The 16,696-nt window shown below is 45.7% G+C and carries 14 protein-coding genes; all 14 read left to right on the plus strand.

The genetic code is table 11. From position 1 onward, the window contains the following. Positions 1–11 precede the first annotated feature (11 nt). Complete coding sequence (gene ispC / locus HLM86_RS05045; RefSeq protein ID WP_170882347.1) at positions 12–1,220, plus strand: 1-deoxy-D-xylulose-5-phosphate reductoisomerase; 1,209 nt, start codon at positions 12–14, stop codon at positions 1,218–1,220. Further along, the gene (rseP, locus tag HLM86_RS05050) at positions 1,217–2,575 is read left to right on the plus strand and encodes a sigma E protease regulator RseP (protein WP_076586497.1); all 1,359 of its coding nucleotides are present in this window, start codon (positions 1,217–1,219) and stop codon (positions 2,573–2,575) included. The genes ispC and rseP overlap by 4 nt, the downstream gene beginning before the upstream one ends. A 39-nt stretch (positions 2,576–2,614) precedes the next feature. Continuing rightward, positions 2,615–5,020, plus strand: a complete 2,406-nt coding sequence (bamA, locus tag HLM86_RS05055) for an outer membrane protein assembly factor BamA (protein ID WP_076586499.1) — start codon at positions 2,615–2,617, stop codon at positions 5,018–5,020. Positions 5,021–5,046: 26 nt separating this feature from the next. Further along, positions 5,047–5,547: an OmpH/Skp family outer membrane protein gene (locus tag HLM86_RS05060; RefSeq protein ID WP_076586782.1), complete on the plus strand. Its 501-nt coding sequence runs from the start codon at positions 5,047–5,049 to the stop codon at positions 5,545–5,547. A gap of 5 nt (positions 5,548–5,552) precedes the next feature. Continuing rightward, positions 5,553–6,584 carry a UDP-3-O-(3-hydroxymyristoyl)glucosamine N-acyltransferase gene (gene lpxD, locus HLM86_RS05065; protein WP_170882348.1) on the plus strand — a complete coding sequence of 344 codons (1,032 nt, stop codon included), beginning with the start codon at positions 5,553–5,555 and terminating at the stop codon, positions 6,582–6,584. Between the two features lie 170 nt (positions 6,585–6,754). After that, positions 6,755–7,207: a 3-hydroxyacyl-ACP dehydratase FabZ gene (fabZ, locus tag HLM86_RS05070; protein ID WP_076586504.1), complete on the plus strand. Its 453-nt coding sequence runs from the start codon at positions 6,755–6,757 to the stop codon at positions 7,205–7,207. A gap of 1 nt (position 7,208) precedes the next feature. Continuing rightward, on the plus strand, positions 7,209–7,997 hold the full coding sequence (lpxA, locus tag HLM86_RS05075) for an acyl-ACP--UDP-N-acetylglucosamine O-acyltransferase (RefSeq protein WP_076586506.1): 789 nt from the start codon (positions 7,209–7,211) through the stop codon (positions 7,995–7,997). Between the two features lie 89 nt (positions 7,998–8,086). Next, positions 8,087–9,229, plus strand: a complete 1,143-nt coding sequence (gene lpxB, locus HLM86_RS05080; RefSeq protein WP_170882349.1) for a lipid-A-disaccharide synthase — start codon at positions 8,087–8,089, stop codon at positions 9,227–9,229. Between the two features lie 4 nt (positions 9,230–9,233). After that, entirely contained in the window at positions 9,234–9,851 is a 618-nt protein-coding gene (rnhB, locus tag HLM86_RS05085; RefSeq protein WP_076586509.1) for a ribonuclease HII, read from the plus strand. 86 nt (positions 9,852–9,937) lie between these two features. Further along, positions 9,938–13,417: a DNA polymerase III subunit alpha gene (gene dnaE, locus HLM86_RS05090; RefSeq protein WP_170882350.1), complete on the plus strand. Its 3,480-nt coding sequence runs from the start codon at positions 9,938–9,940 to the stop codon at positions 13,415–13,417. A 38-nt stretch (positions 13,418–13,455) separates the two neighbouring features. Beyond that, complete coding sequence (gene accA / locus HLM86_RS05095) at positions 13,456–14,415, plus strand: acetyl-CoA carboxylase carboxyl transferase subunit alpha (RefSeq protein WP_076586514.1); 960 nt, start codon at positions 13,456–13,458, stop codon at positions 14,413–14,415. A gap of 89 nt (positions 14,416–14,504) precedes the next feature. After that, positions 14,505–15,842 carry a tRNA lysidine(34) synthetase TilS gene (gene tilS / locus HLM86_RS05100; RefSeq protein ID WP_497017377.1) on the plus strand — a complete coding sequence of 446 codons (1,338 nt, stop codon included), beginning with the start codon at positions 14,505–14,507 and terminating at the stop codon, positions 15,840–15,842. 34 nt (positions 15,843–15,876) lie between these two features. Continuing rightward, positions 15,877–16,191 (plus strand): c-type cytochrome, encoded by a 315-nt coding sequence (locus HLM86_RS05105; protein ID WP_076586518.1) that lies wholly within the window; start codon positions 15,877–15,879, stop codon positions 16,189–16,191. A gap of 100 nt (positions 16,192–16,291) precedes the next feature. Further along, the gene (glnB, locus tag HLM86_RS05110; protein ID WP_076586520.1) at positions 16,292–16,630 is read left to right on the plus strand and encodes a nitrogen regulatory protein P-II; all 339 of its coding nucleotides are present in this window, start codon (positions 16,292–16,294) and stop codon (positions 16,628–16,630) included. Positions 16,631–16,696: the final 66 nt, after the last annotated feature.

Raw genomic sequence — 16,696 nt, forward strand, 5'->3', positions numbered from 1 at the left:
GGTTCTTCACTATGCGTAAGTTGACAATTTTAGGTGCCACCGGATCGATTGGTGAAAGCACTTTTAAAGTTATTGAACAGAATCCTCAGCAGTTTTCTGTGGTTGCCCTCGTTGCGGGCTATAACGTGGATAAAATGCGTCAGCTTTGTCAAAAATGGCAACCTAAGTATGCTGTCATGTCTGATGAGAACACCGCGCTTAAGTTAAAAACACAGTTGCAACAATTAAAGTTAAATACCGAGGTCTTAGCGGGGCAGGACGCGATGTGTCTTGTTTCTTCAATGGATGAGGTAGACACTGTGATGGCGGCGATTGTCGGGGCGGCAGGGTTGTTGCCTACTATGGCGGCCGTCAAGGCAGGAAAAAGGGTTCTTTTGGCCAATAAAGAAGCCTTAGTCATGTCGGGTCAATTGCTCATGGATGCCGCAAAAGAACACGGTGCAGAGCTTATGCCTGTCGATAGTGAGCACAACGCTATCTTCCAGTGCTTACCCGATAATATTCAAACTAACCTTGGCCATTGTGACCTTGATCAGCAAGGTATTGATCATATTCTACTGACGGGCTCGGGCGGTCCTTTTCGCTACAGCGATCTCAGTACTTTAGCCACCGTCACTCCAGAGCAAGCCGTGGCACACCCTAACTGGTCGATGGGGCCGAAAATTTCAGTTGATTCGGCGACTATGATGAACAAAGGTTTGGAGTACATTGAAGCAAAGTGGCTGTTTAACACGGTGCGAGAACAGTTGAAAGTCTTGATTCATCCCCAATCGGTTGTCCATTCAATGGTTCAGTACAAAGATGGCTCCGTACTGGCCCAGATGGGGCAGCCAGATATGGCGACGCCCATTGCGCTGACGCTTTCTTACCCAGAGAGGATTGCGGCAGGAGTACCAGCATTGGATTTTACCAAAGTTGGCCAACTGACCTTCTTAGAACCTGATTACCAACGCTATCCTTGCTTAAAACTTGCCATTGAGGCTTGCTATCAGGGGCAGCACGCAACGACAGCATTGAACGCGGTGAATGAAATGGCGGTGGATGCGTTTCTTCGTCGCAGGCTGTCATTCACTGATATTGCAGTGGTTAATGAGAAAGCGGTTGAAAAAGTTTGCTCTGATCATCGTGATTCTCAATGTGATAGCTTGGAAAGCATCTTAGAGCTAGATAGAATGTCGCGAGAATTCGCAGGACACATTATTAAAGAGCGTGCGTTATGACTGGCATTTTATGGAACTTCGCGTCTTTTATTATCGCGTTAGGTATTTTGGTGGCTGTGCATGAGTTCGGTCATTTTTGGGTCGCTAGGCGATGCGGCGTAAAAGTCGAGAAGTTTTCCGTTGGCTTTGGTAAATCAATCTGGAGTAAAATCGGCCGTGATGGCACTGAATATAGCCTTTCCGTTATTCCTTTAGGCGGCTATGTAAAAATGCTCGATGGACGAGTCGATGATGTCCCAGATGAGTACAAAAACCAAGCGTTTGATAGGCAGCCCCTGTGGAAAAGAACATCGATCGTTGCTGCGGGACCTGTATTTAACTTTCTCTTTGCGGTCTTTGCTTATTGGCTCGTATTTCTGATCGGTATCCCTGCGGTTAAGCCCGTTGTTGGGCATGTGATTCCGCAATCTATTGCTTCTCAAGCTGGATTGGAAGCCGGGATGGAACTAAAAGCCGTCTCTGGCGTCAAAACAGCGGATTGGGAGTCTGTTAATATGGGGCTCATCTCACACATTGGTGACTCTCAATTAACGATGACAGTCTCTCCAGCTGGTAACATAGGCTCAGAGCAAATTAAGACGTTGGATTTAAGTGATTGGAGCTTTAACCCAGAAACCGAGTCTGCTATGTCAGCCTTGGGCTTTAAACCCTACACACCTGAAGTACTCACTGAATTGGCTCACGTCTCATCAGGCGGGGCAGGGGAAGCGGCGGGGCTGAAGGCTGGGGATCATTTGCTTGAAGTCAATGGGCAAGTCATTAAGAGTTGGGCGCAGATTGTAGAGATCGTTCAAGCTCATCCAAATCAGAATATTGATTTGAACGTCGAGCGTTCTGGTCAAACCGTGGCCATGGTTTTGAGACCGAATAGCCGTGAACTTGGTGATGGGCAAGTGATAGGTTTTGCCGGAATCTCTCCGCAGGTCGCAGAATGGCCGGATAACTATCGCTTCGATTTAAAATTTGGTGTAATTGAATCTATTGGAAAAGCGGTTGAAAAAACAGGACAAATTATTGATCTGACGGCTAGCATGTTGAAAAAGCTGATCGTTGGTGATGTGGGCTTAAATAACCTCAGTGGGCCGATCTCAATTGCGAAGGGGGCAGGAACGACCGCAGACTATGGTCTGGTTTATTTTCTTGGTTTCCTAGCGTTGATCAGTGTTAACTTGGGGATCATTAACCTAGTGCCATTACCTATGTTGGATGGCGGACACTTATTGTTTTTTGCTATTGAGGCCGTGATCAGGCGTCCAGTACCTGAACGAATTCAGGAAATGGGCTACCGTATTGGCGGAGCAATTATTTTCTCTTTAATGGCAGTGGCGATATTCAATGATTTTGCTCGTCTCTAACTTGAGCAAAGGTTGTAGTAAGGAATAACGAAAACAAACATGGCGATAAATAAAATTCTATTTGCAACGCTATTGGCAACCAGCGTAGCGGCAAATGGTGCCGAGAACTTTGTTGTTGAAGACATTCAGATTGATGGTTTACAACGGGTTGCTTTAGGGGCGGCTCTACTGAAAATGCCCGTTCGTATTGGCGATTCAGTAAATAGTCAAGATATCTCTGATATTATACAAGCGCTCTACGCATCGGGTAATTTCGAAGATATTAAAGTCTTGCGTGATGGAAACCAGCTGCTTGTTCAAGTCAAAGAACGACCAACGATTTCCAGTATTTCGTTTTCAGGCAATAAGGCAATTAAAGAAGAACAATTACAACAAAATCTGGATGCTTCAGGTATTCGGGTTGGGGAAGCGCTTGATCGAACCACCTTATCTAATATCGAAAAAGGGCTGGAAGATTTTTACTATAGTGTTGGCAAATACAACGCAACAGTAAAAGCGGTAGTTACGCCACTTCCAAGGAATCGTTCAGACCTCAAATTTGTCTTTTCTGAGGGTGTCTCTGCGAAAATCCAGCAAATCAATTTTATTGGTAATAAGGTTTTCAGCAACGAAGAGCTGGTCAGTCGATTCAATCTAAATGTTGATGTGGCTTGGTGGAATTTTCTCTCGGATGATAAATACCAGAAACAGGTATTGGCTGGCGATATTGAGGCTTTAAAATCCTATTATTTGGATAGAGGTTATCTGAAATTTCAAGTGGATTCGACACAAGTCTCTGTTTCCCCAGATAAAAAAGGTGTTTACATTACTCTTGGCTTGTCTGAGGGGTTACCTTATCGAGTCAAAGGCGTCAAATTCCGTGGTGAACTGATTGGCAAAGAAGCTGAGTTTGAAGCCTTGGATCCTTTTGAAAGCGGTCAGGTATACAGTGGCTCTTTGGTTACAGTCTTAGAAGAAAATGTTAAACGTGTACTTGGAGAGGCAGGTTATGCTTATCCAAAGGTTCGTACTATTCCTGAGTTTGATGATGAGACACAAGAAGTTTCCTTGGTCGTCAATGTTGAAGCCGGCAAACGAATTTACGTTCGTGATATTCGTTTTACTGGTAACAACGCAACAAAAGACGAAGTCCTGCGTCGTGAAATGCGCCAAATGGAAGGAAGCTGGCTGAATTCGAAATCTATCGAAACAGGAAAAGGTCGACTGAACCGACTTGGGTATTTTGAAACTGTGGATGTGCAAACAGTGCGTGTTCCGGGCAGCGACGATCAGGTAGACCTTGTCTACAATGTCAAAGAAGCAAACTCGGGCAATGTTAACTTTGGTATTGGTTACGGCACGGAATCAGGGATTAGCTTTCAAGTCGGTTTGCAGCAAGATAACTTCTTAGGCTCAGGCAATCGTGTTGGTATCAATGCGATGATGAATGATTACCAGAAGAATATTAGTCTTGATTATCGCGACCCCTATTGGAATTTAGATGGGGTGAGTTTAGGAGGGAAAATCTTCTACAATACCTTCGAAGCTTCGGAAGCGGGCATCGTCGACTATACCAACGAAAGTTACGGAACCAGCCTATCATGGGGATTCCCTGTGAACGAGCTTAATAACCTTGAGTTTGGTATTGGTTACACACACAACAAAATTGGTAATGTCCCGACTTACGATCAGGCAAAATTATTTGCCCAAAGTATTGGCCAAGCTGATGGCGACATTATGACCAATGACTTTGACTTGAATATCTCGTGGACGCGAAATAACCTTAACCGAGGGTACTTCCCAACGGCAGGTAACTATCAACGCGCGTCTGCCAAGGCGACAATTCCTAGCTCAGATGCTCAGTACTTTAAACTCCAGTACGATGTCAGACAATATATTCCATTGACCAAAAAGCATGAGTTTACCTTTCTAATGCGTGGTCGTTTGGGCTATGGCAATGGCTATGGTAAGACGGATGGGAATGACAACCTATTCCCATTTTATGAAAACTACTATGCAGGTGGCTTTACCACTTTGCGTGGATTTAGCTCGAACTCTGCGGGACCTAAAGCGGTGTACACTACCAATAACGGAACTTGTGGAAACAACGGTTGTGTGACAGCGTCTGACGACTCTGTCGGGGGCAACGCGATCGCTTTGGCCAGTATGGAACTGATTGTTCCTACGCCATTTGCCTCAGATGAAGTCCGCAGTCAGGTTCGCACCAGTATCTTTGTCGATGCTGCAAGTGTCTGGGACACTGAATTCGTGCATAATGCTGCTTACGATAACTCACGATATTATGAAGATTATTCGGACCCGACTAACTATCGAGCGTCTTACGGCGCAGCACTGCAGTGGATCTCTCCGATGGGGCCGCTTGTCTTCTCGGTAGCGAAACCTATTGAAATCAGCGAAGGTGATGATGAGGAGTTCTTTACTTTCACCATCGGTAGAACCTTCTAAACCCAAAGGAACATAATGTGAATAAAATGATTAAATCGGCTGGTTTGAGCCTAGTTGTACTAACTTCTTCTTTCTTTGCTAATGCTGCTGAGGCGGCGCAGAAAGTTGGGTACATTAATACCGCTCAAGTTTTTCAGGCATTGCCTCAGCGCGAGGTAGTCCTGCAAAAAATGCAAGAAGAATTCAAAGATAAAGCGGGTGAACTAAAGTCTATTCAGGCCGAAGCGAAAACGAAAATTGAAAAGCTCAACCGTGATAAAGAACTGATGTCGTCTGAAGATCAGGAAAAACTGCGCATTGAGATTGCTCAGTTGGACAACGAATTTAAGCTCAAAGGGCAAGCGTTTGAGAAAGCACAGCAGCGCCGAGAGATTGAGGAAAAACAAAAGCTGTTTAAAGTGATTCAGGGCGCGGTTAAGACAGTCGCTGAGAAAGAAGGCTATGACATGATTGTTGATATTCAAACCATGCAGTACGGTAAACCTGAATACAATATCTCTGACAAAGTAATTAACGCACTGAAATAGTAATTATGACCACATTGACTTTAGAGCAGTTAGCAAGCATTACAGGTGGCGAACTTTGGGGTGACGCGAGTGCTGTCATTTCCAAAGTAGCGCCGATGGACAAAGCGCAATTGGGCGATGTGACGTTTTTGTCCGATTCTAAGTATGCGAAATACTTATCTGACTGTCAGGCGACCGTTGTTATGGTGAAGGCGGAGCATAAAGATTTATGTTGCAACAATGCGTTGGTTGTGTCGGACCCTTACGTCGCGTTTGCTCGTGTCGTGCAAGCCATGGATACGACGCCCAAACCTGCTGAAGAGATCGCCCCGAACGCCGTTATTGCTGACGATGCAGTGATAGGTAAAAACGTGGCGATTGGTGCTAATGCTGTGATTGAGTCTTGCGTTAAGCTAGCAGACAACGTTGCGGTAGGTCCTGGCTGCTTTATTGGCAAAAACGTTCAGATTGGTGAAAACACCAAACTGTGGTCGAATGTAAGTGTTTACCATGATGTTACTATCGGTTCATCCTGTTTGATTCAAGCGAATACAGTGATTGGTTCTGATGGCTTTGGTTATGCGAATGAAAAAGGTGAATGGATTAAAATTCCTCAGCTGGGTTCAGTGCGCATCGGTAATCGTGTTGAGATAGGCGCATGTACTACCATTGATCGCGGTGCTCTCGACGACACGATTATTGAAGATAACGTGATTATCGACAACCAAATTCAAATCGCTCACAACGTACACATCGGATATGGTACGGCTATGGCGGGTGGCACCATCGTTGCTGGCAGCACTAAGATTGGTAAATATTGCGTTTTAGGCGGCGGTTGTGTTGTTAATGGTCATATTGAAATTACCGATGGTGTGACCATTACCGGTATGGGCATGGTCATGCGCGGTATTGACGAAAAAGGTATTTACTCTTCGGGGGTGCCCTTGCAGCCTAACAGAGAGTGGAGAAAAACAGCCGCTCGTGTTCATCGGATTGATGCGATGAATAAACGATTGAAAAATTTAGAAAAACAGCTGGAAAGCAACGATAACAAGTGATGTTATTTTTGTTCGAAAAGGCTCGCAAAGTGCGAGTCTTTTTTTCTGATTTATTATGAAATTTGCCTGAGCCAACTTTAACGTAAAGCCAGCACTTGCGCTTAGCATATTGAGATGACTCAGGTATAATAGCGGCCAGTTATTTAAGCCTTCAATATAGGAACAAGACCTTGACTACTGAAAACAAGACGATGAACATCACTGAAATTCAGGAATTGTTACCCCATCGCTACCCATTTTTGCTAATTGACCGCGTGATTGATTTTCAAGAAGAGAAATACCTAACAGCGATAAAAAATGTTTCAGTGAATGAGCCTCAGTTTACAGGTCATTTTCCTCAACTCCCTGTCTTTCCAGGAGTTCTGATTCTTGAAGCGATGGCACAAGCGACAGGATTGTTGGCGTTTAGATCTTTTGGTGCCCCTTCGGACAACGAACTGTATTACTTTGCTAGTGTTGATAAAGCAAAATTCCGTAAACCCGTTGTTCCCGGTGACCAATTAGTTATTGAAGTCGAATTTTTAAAAGAGCGCCGTGGTATTGCTGCCTTTAATGGTGTGGCGAAAGTCGACGGTGAAGTGGTTTGTTCAGCAGAGCTAAAGTGTGCTCGTCGAGAGTTTTAATATGATTCATGAAACGGCTCAGATTCACCCATCAGCAGTGATTGAAGGTGAGGTTAACATCGCGGCAAATGTAACAGTTGGGCCGTTTACTTATATCTCCGGTACGATTGATATTGGTCAAGGGACCGAAATCATGTCGCACGTTGTCATCAAAGGTCACACAACCATTGGTGAAGATAATCGTATTTTTCCGCATGCGGTAATTGGTGAAGAGAACCAAGATAAAAAGTACGGGGGTGAGGACACGACAGTCGTCATCGGCGATCGCAACGTCATCCGTGAAGCGGTTCAGATCCACCGAGGAACGACACAGGATAAAGCCACCACGGTTATTGGTAATGACAATTTGTTGTGCGTCAATGCTCATATTGCTCATGATGTTATTATAGGGAACCATACCCACCTAGGAAATAATGCGATACTAGGTGGTCATGTCACGGTTGAGGATTATGCAGGGATTATGGCGCTTTCTGCAATACACCCATTTTGCAAAGTTGGTGCTTATAGTTACGTTGGTGGATGCTCTGCTGTTGTTAAGGATGTGCCTCCCTATGTTTTGGCACAAGGCAATCATGCCACACCATTTGGGCTGAATTTGGTGGGTTTACAGCGCAATGGTTTCGTCAAGGCGGAGCTTCGTGCTTTGCGCAACGCTTATAAAGAATTCTATCGTGCAGGCAAAACCCAAGCCGAAGCGAAAGAAGTTCTCGAAGAAATGTCACAGCAATGGCCCTCGATTCAACATTTTTTGGATTTTGTTGAAAGCTCTGAACGTGGCGTTATTCGTTAATCTAACATCTTGAACCAACAAAAGATCGCACTCATAGAATGCGATCTTTTTTGCGTTTTATAGCAATGAACTAAACAGGTTGTTCAGCAATGGAAAAGCCATTACGAGTTGGAATTATCGCGGGTGAACTGTCGGGAGATACCTTGGGAGAGGGGTTCATCAAGGCGGTGAAACGTCGTTACCCGAATGCCGAATTTGTTGGCATTGGTGGGCCGAAAATGATTGAACAGGGCTGTGAATCTCTTTTTGATATGGAAGAGTTAGCGGTTATGGGGTTAGTCGAAGTTCTGGGGCGATTGCCAAGACTGCTCAAAGTGAAGGCCCAGCTACTGCGTTATTTTATCGATAACCCGCCGGATGTTTTTGTGGGCATTGATGCCCCTGACTTTAATTTGCGTTTGGAACTCGATCTTAAAAACGCAGGGATCAAGACCGTTCATTATGTCAGCCCTTCGGTTTGGGCATGGAGGCCAAAACGTATCTTCAAAATTGATGCGGCAACGGATTTAGTATTGGCCTTCTTGCCATTTGAAAAGGCGTTTTACGATAAATATCAGGTCGCGTGTGAGTTTGTAGGCCACACACTTGCGGATGCGATACCCCTAGAGCCGGATCAGGCTCAAGCAAGAAAACAACTTAATTTGGCCGAAGACAAACAGTGGCTTGCCGTATTGCCGGGGAGTCGAGGTGGTGAAGTCGGTTTGATCGCCAAACCATTCATTGACACCTGCCGTGAGATCAAAAAACGACACCCAGAGATTGGATTTGTGGTTGCCGCGGTTAATGATAAGCGCAAACAACAGTTTGAAGAAATTTGGCAGCAAACGGCCCCTGAACTTGACTTTGTTGTCGTTCAAGATACCGCACGAAATGTCATTACTGCCTCAGATGCGGTACTATTGGCTTCGGGTACGGTGGCTCTGGAATGCATGTTACTAAAGCGGCCTATGGTTGTCGGCTATAAGGTCAACAGGTTGACAGGTTGGCTGGTGCAAAAATTGGCGATAACTGAGTTCGTCGCCTTACCGAATATTTTGGCAGGAGAGGCGTTAGTGAAGGAATTCATCCTAGAGCAATGTTCTCCTGAATATCTGGTGCCAGCAGTGGATGCGATGTTGAGTGAGTCTAACAAGGCGCTGATCGAGCGTTTTACAGAAATGCATCAATGGATTCGAAAAGATGCGGATGCTCAGGCGGCGAATGCCGTCCTTAAACTGATTAGCCGAGATTGAACTGATGACAGATAGCAGTCAGGTATTTGCTCCATTTGTCTACCCTCAAGGCTACCACCTTGTCGCGGGGGTTGATGAAGTGGGTCGAGGCCCCTTAGTCGGCGACGTTGTGACGGCCGCGGTCATTTTGGACCCTAATCAGCCGATTGAAGGGCTGAATGATTCCAAAAAATTATCTGAGAAAAAGCGCTTAGCGTTATTTCCTGAAATTAAAAATAAAGCGTTAGCATGGTCTATTGGCCGCTGTACGCCTGAAGAAATTGATCAGCTCAATATTCTTCAAGCTACCATGGTAGCAATGCAAAGAGCGATTGAAGGGTTGATTATTCAACCTGATCTGGCCTTGATAGATGGCAATCGTTGTCCAACGTTGATGATGGATTCGCAAGCCGTGGTCAAAGGAGATTTACGCGTTGCTGAAATCAGTGCGGCTTCGATCATGGCCAAAGTCGTACGAGATCAGGAAATGGAAAGTTTAGATATATTGCATCCTCAATATGGTTTTGCACAGCACAAAGGCTATCCCACCAAAGCCCATTTTGAGGCTATCGAACGTCACGGAGTGATAGCCCAACACCGTAAAAGCTTTAGGCCAGTTAAACGGGTGCTTGGTCTAGAGTAGAAACCCTTACCGTGGGGTGTATAAGTGGTCAATTTTCACTTAAAATACCCCTTACTTTCCGATTAAGTCACTTTTTGGACGCATTCATGTCAGACCCAAAGTTTATTCACCTTCGAGTCCACAGTGACTTTTCCATGGTTGACGGCCTGTCAAAAGTCCCGCCCTTGGTGAAGACAGTGGCTGAAATGGGAATGCCAGCTGTCGCTCTTACCGACTTCACCAATTTATGCGGACTCGTCAAGTTTTATAGCACAGCACATCGCTGTGGTGTTAAGCCAATTATTGGTGCAGATTTTGCCGTACAGTCGGAAGATTTTGGTGAGCAATTAACCAAGCTGACAGTCTTAGCCGCAGACAATGAAGGCTATAAAAACCTTACCCTTTTGATCTCAAAAGCGTATTTACGTGGTCACGTACAACACCAACCGGTCATCGACAGACAATGGTTAGTTGAGTTTTCTTCGGGTCTGATTATTTTGTCTGGCGGGAAAAGTGGTGAAATAGGTCAAGCGCTGCTCAAGGGAAATCAGCAGGTCGCAAAACGTTGTGCCGACTTTTACCATCAATATTTTTCTGAGCGTTTTTTCCTTGAGTTGACTCGTACGGGGCGTGCTGATGAAGAGACTTATCTGCACTTTGCGCTGGAATTTGCCGAGAAGAATGCCTTGCCTGTCGTCGCAACCAATGACGTCGTAATACTGGATGAGCAACTGTTTGAAGCCCATGAAATTCGCGTTGCCATTCATGACGGCTACACGTTAGAAGACCCCCGCCGTCCGAAACACTATAGCCCTCAGCAATACTTGCGAAGTGAAGCGGAAATGTGTGAGTTGTTCGCTGATATTCCCGAGGCGCTTGAAAACAGTGTTGAAATTGCCAAGCGTTGTAATGTGACGGTGAGACTCGACGAGTATTTTCTTCCTGCTTTTCCGACTGATGGGATGGAAGAAACCGAGTTTTTGGTGAATAAATCACAGCAAGGACTTGAAGAACGACTCGCCTTTTTATTTCCAGATCCTAAAGTGCGCGCGTCGCGTCGACCTGAATACGATGATCGACTCAACATTGAATTAGAAGTGATCAATAACATGGGTTTCCCCGGTTACTTTCTGATCGTCATGGAGTTTATTCAGTGGTCAAAAGACAACGATATTCCGGTTGGCCCAGGGCGAGGTTCTGGTGCAGGTTCATTGGTGGCGTACGCTTTAAAAATTACCGATCTCGATCCGCTTGAGTATGATCTTCTATTTGAACGTTTTCTGAACCCTGAACGTGTTTCCATGCCCGATTTTGACGTCGATTTTTGTATGGATAAGCGAGACCAAGTGATTGACCATGTCGCCGAAATGTACGGCCGAGACGCGGTATCGCAAATTATTACCTTTGGAACTATGGCGGCGAAAGCCGTAATACGTGATGTGGGGCGGGTACTGGGTCACCCATTTGGTTTTGTTGATCGTCTTTCTAAGTTGGTGCCACCCGACCCGGGTATGACCTTGGAAAAGGCGTTCAATGCAGAGCCTGCTTTACCCGAGCTGTACAATGCCGATGAAGAAGTCAAAGCACTTATCGACATGTGTCGTATCCTTGAAGGCTGTACTCGTAATGCGGGTAAACATGCTGGTGGGGTCGTGATTTCACCAACAACCATCACTGACTTTGCTCCGATTTACGCAGATGCAGAAGGCCATTTTCCGGTTACTCAGTTCGATAAAAATGACGTCGAAACGGCGGGTCTGGTTAAGTTTGATTTTCTGGGGCTACGTACCCTAACCATTATTGATTGGGCGATAGGACTCATCAATCCGCGTTTGGAAAAGCAAGGTCAATCACCGATTAATATTGAATCGATTCCATTGAAAGATGAGGCGTCATTCCGGCTGCTCCAGAACTCAGAAACTACGGCAGTATTTCAGCTTGAATCACGGGGCATGAAAGAGCTAATCAAACGCCTTCAGCCTGACTGTTTCGAAGATATTATCGCACTGGTTGCCTTGTTTCGACCTGGACCACTGCAATCCGGTATGGTTGACAACTTTATCGACCGTAAACACGGGCGAGAGGCTGTCTCATACCCAGACGAAACTTGGCAGCATGAATCGCTCAAAGAAACCCTTGAACCTACGTATGGCATTATTCTTTACCAAGAGCAGGTCATGCAGATTGCCCAGATTTTAGCAGGGTATACTTTGGGTGGCGCAGATATGTTGCGCCGAGCGATGGGTAAAAAGAAACCGGAAGAAATGGCTAAGCAGCGAGCCATCTTTGAGCAAGGGGCGATCAACAATGGCGTTGATGGTCAACTTGCGATGAAAATCTTCGATTTGGTAGAAAAATTTGCGGGATATGGTTTCAACAAGTCCCACTCTGCTGCTTATGCGTTAGTGTCATATCAAACGCTGTGGCTAAAGACGCATTATCCTGCTGAGTTTATGGCGGCGGTTATGACCGCGGACATGGACAACACAGAAAAGGTGGTGGGCTTAGTTGACGAATGCCTTCGCATGAAGCTTAAGGTACTGCCACCTGATATCAACGCGGGTCTTTACCGTTTCAATGTTGATGAACAGGGAGCGATCGTTTACGGTATTGGTGCAATTAAAGGGGTTGGTGAGGGGCCGATTGAAGCCATTCTTGAGGCTCGTAATAAAGACGGACATTTCAAGGACTTGTTCGACTTCTGTGCCCGTATCGACCTTAAAAAAGTCAATAAGCGTGTGATTGAAAAGCTGATTTACTCTGGGGCATTGGATCGCTTAGGTCCTCACCGAGCGGCGATGATGGCTTCATTAAATGATGCGGTTAAATCGGCCAGTCAATTTCATCAGGCTGAAGCGTTTGGTCAAAGCGATCTGTTTGGTGTCCTTACTGAAGCGCCAGAAGAAGTTGAACAGAAATACACTCAAGTTCCGGCTTGGCCAGAAAAAGTATGGCTGGAAGGAGAACGTGATACACTTGGATTATATTTGACTGGGCATCCCATAAATGCCTACATAAGGGAACTGGGCAAATACACCAGTTGTCGATTAAAAGACGCGACGCCAACAAGACGTGATCAGACGGTCACCATTGCAGGGCTGGTGATTGCAGCCAGAGTCATGACGACCAAGCGAGGTTCACGTATTGGACTGATGACTTTAGACGATCGCAGTGGTCGCATGGAAGTGATGCTATTTTCCGATGCGCTAGATCGATATGCGGAATTACTGGAACAAGATAAAATTTTAGTGGTTTCCGGACAGGTCAGCTTTGATGATTTCAATGGTGGTCTTAAAATGTCCGCTCGCGAAGTCATGGAACTGAGCGCAGCGCGAGAGAAACACGCGCGTGGATTGTCAGTATCGATTAAGGAATCTCAAATCGATGGTCAGTTTTTTGAGCGCTTCAGTCGAATACTGGAGCCTCACCGGGCAGGGAGCATCCCTGTCCATGTCTATTATCAACGTAGTGATGCTCAAGCACGCTTAACGTTAGGAACGGAATGGCGCGTAACGCCGAGTGATGAACTAATAGACAATTTGAAACAGTTGCTTGGTAACAGCCAAGTGGAACTCGAATTTAACTAAGTTCGGCAGCACACTGCCGAACCAGAAAGGATCTTTAGATGAGCCTGAACTTTTTAGAATTTGAAAAGCCTATCGCAGAACTAGAAGCGAAGATTGAAGCACTTCGTGGCGTATCTCGTCATGGCGGTGATTCTGGTGTTGATCTAGAAAAAGAGATTGAACAACTAGAGAAGAAAAGCTTAGAGCTGAAGAAGAAAACATTCAGTGACTTAGGCGCTTGGGAAACTGCGCAGTTAGCACGTCATCCTTTGCGTCCTTATACGCTAGACTACATTGAACACGCTTTTACGGAATTCGAAGAATTGGCTGGTGATCGAGCCTATGCGGATGACAAAGCGATCGTTGGCGGTATGGCGCGCCTAGAAGGGCGTCCTGTGATGATCATCGGTCATCAGAAAGGCCGTGAGACGAAAGAAAAAGTAAAACGCAATTTCGGTATGCCAAAGCCTGAGGGTTACCGTAAAGCCCTTCGTCTTATGGAGACTGCTGAGCGTTTTAACATGCCGATTATCACCTTTATTGATACGGCGGGTGCTTATCCTGGTGTCGGCGCGGAAGAACGTGGTCAATCAGAAGCGATTGCGAAAAACTTAAAAGTAATGTCTGGCCTTAAAGTCCCTGTGATTTGTAATGTCATCGGTGAAGGCGGTTCTGGTGGGGCATTAGCGATTGGGGTTGGCGATTATGTGAACATGCTCCAATATTCGACCTATTCGGTGATTTCACCTGAAGGCTGTGCGTCTATCTTATGGCGTGATTCTGATAAAGCGCCTCAAGCGGCAGAAGCGATGGGGCTAATCGCTCCACGTCTTAAAGAATTGAGCTTGATCGATGAAATTATTGAAGAGCCTTTAGGAGGCGCTCATCGTAATCCTGTGCAGATGGCGGCCAACATGAAGGCAACATTATCTAAGCAGCTTAAAGAGCTTGAACACTTCGATAACGAGGCGTTACTTGAACGTCGCTATCAGCGATTGATGAGTTACGGCTACTGTTGATCACTCATTATTTATCGAAAAGGCTGAACTGAGTTCAGCCTTTTTTGTTGGCAGTGATAAAATACCAGTATTAACTTCAAATGGCGTAAGTGATGAGTATCGAATCGACTTTTCAGACTGTGATAGAGAGATATTACCAACCAAAAGGCCGAATCGTTCTTGGGCTCAGCGGCGGGCTTGATTCGCGGGCAATGCTTGAACTGATGTCCAGTTATTGCCAAGAGAGACAGATTGAATGTGCCGCGATACATGTGCACCATGGTTTAAGTGTCAATGCAGATCTTTGGGCTGAGCAATGTCGTCAATGGTGCAAAGAAGCCGGAGTTGCCTTGAAAGTTAAAAAAGTGGCACTTGAAACAACGGGAAAAAGCCTTGAAGAAAGTGCACGTGAAGCAAGGTACGGCGTGTTGAGACAGTATCTGAGGGCTAAAGATCTGCTGTTAACCGCTCAGCATGGTGATGATCAAATCGAGACATTTCTGCTTGCGCTGAAGCGTGGCAGCGGTCCCAAAGGATTGTCGGCAATGGGTGAGGCGACGCCATTTGGTGACGCTACGTTAGTACGACCCTTGTTAACCGTCACTCGAATCCAAATCGAAAATTATGCTACGTCTCGTCAACTCACATGGGTTGAAGATGAGAGCAATCACAACATGCGTTTCGACCGTAATTTTCTTCGCCATTCTATTACTCCTACACTCAAGACACGTTGGCCTCATTTCTCACAGGCTGTGCATCGCAGTGCGGAGCTATGTGCTGAGCAGGAAACGTTACTTGATGAGTTGTTGAGTGAGCGTTTACAACAATCTTGCCATCTCGATGGCAGTTTACACATTGACTCTTTATCCAAAATGAGTGCCTTGATGCGTTCTCGTTTGATCAGAATGTGGTTAGGGCTCTGTAAAGTACGTATGCCTAGCCGACAACAGCTCGACATCCTTTGGCAAGAGGTGGCACTTAGCCGATGTGATGCAAACCCTGTTTTTTCTTTGCCTAATGGGCAAGTGAGGCGCTTTGAACAGCGTTTGTATTGGGTTGAGCAATGGCGAGATATCTCTCAATGGACGCAGAGCATTGCTTTTGATCAACCGATAGACTTGCCGGACCATTTAGGGACACTTTTGCTAACAGAGAGTCATCACGGAAGGTTATCTTTTAAGTCGTTGGAATCCAAACCGCTCATGGTTATTTTTGAACCGCAGGGATTGATCGCTCGGCCTTCTGAGCGAGCCCATAGCCGAAAACTGAAAAAATTGTTTCAGGAGTACTCAGTACCAAGTTGGTTAAGACGTCGTTTGCCGATCCTAATGTGTGGTGAGCAGTTGGTCGCCGTGGCGGATTTATTCGTTGAACATCAGTTTTCAGGCCAAGACTGTGAACTGATCTGGGACAAAGCGACATCAGTTGTGACAAAATTGCCGTTATAAACCATACAATAAAAATGGGCATAAAGGTGAAGCAATGAAAAACTATGTAATGGGAATGGCACTCTTGCTGGGTATGGTCAGTGGTCCAATTTTCGCGGCGGGTGATGTTGCGGCGGGCAAAGCAAAATCCTCAGTCTGTGCAGCCTGCCATGGTGCGGATGGTATCGCTATCATCCCAGGATACCCCAATTTAAAAGGCCAAAATGAACAGTACCTTGCTTCCTCGCTCAAAGCGTATCAAGCTAAACAAAGAAAAGGCGGGCTTGCTGCAGTGATGCAAGCTCAGGCCGCGATGCTCAGTGATGCGGATGTTGCGAATTTGGCGGCCTTCTACGCCAGTTTAAATTAGTTCGTCTCTTTGGTTGGGGCCAGTCGGATCGTCCTCGGGCTTTTTATTAGCGCTCGATCGTGGGATAATAACGAAAATTGCTTAAGTTTAAGGGATTAACATGAAAAAGATCGAAGCCATTATTAAGCCATTTAAGTTAGATGATGTTCGTGAAGCACTGGCGGAAGTTGGTATCACGGGCATGACGGTGTCTGAAGTTAAAGGGTTCGGCCGACAAAAAGGTCATACAGAGCTCTACCGCGGAGCGGAGTATATGGTCGATTTCCTGCCTAAGGTTAAGTTAGAAATTGCGGTTACTGATGATGTTGCGGATCAATGCGTTGAGACCATCATTGAAACCGCCCAGACTGGCAAAATCGGGGATGGTAAGATCTTTGTCACTGAGATTGAGCGTATCGTTCGGATCCGAACGGGTGAAGAAGACGAAGACGCTATCTAAATAGTTGAGAAGAGTCGTTTGACTCTTTTTTATTTTGGGGGCGTACGTTGAAGTTTCGAATTCTTC

Source organism: Vibrio ostreicida (assembly GCF_013074385.2).
Classification (GTDB): domain Bacteria; phylum Pseudomonadota; class Gammaproteobacteria; order Enterobacterales; family Vibrionaceae; genus Vibrio; species Vibrio ostreicida.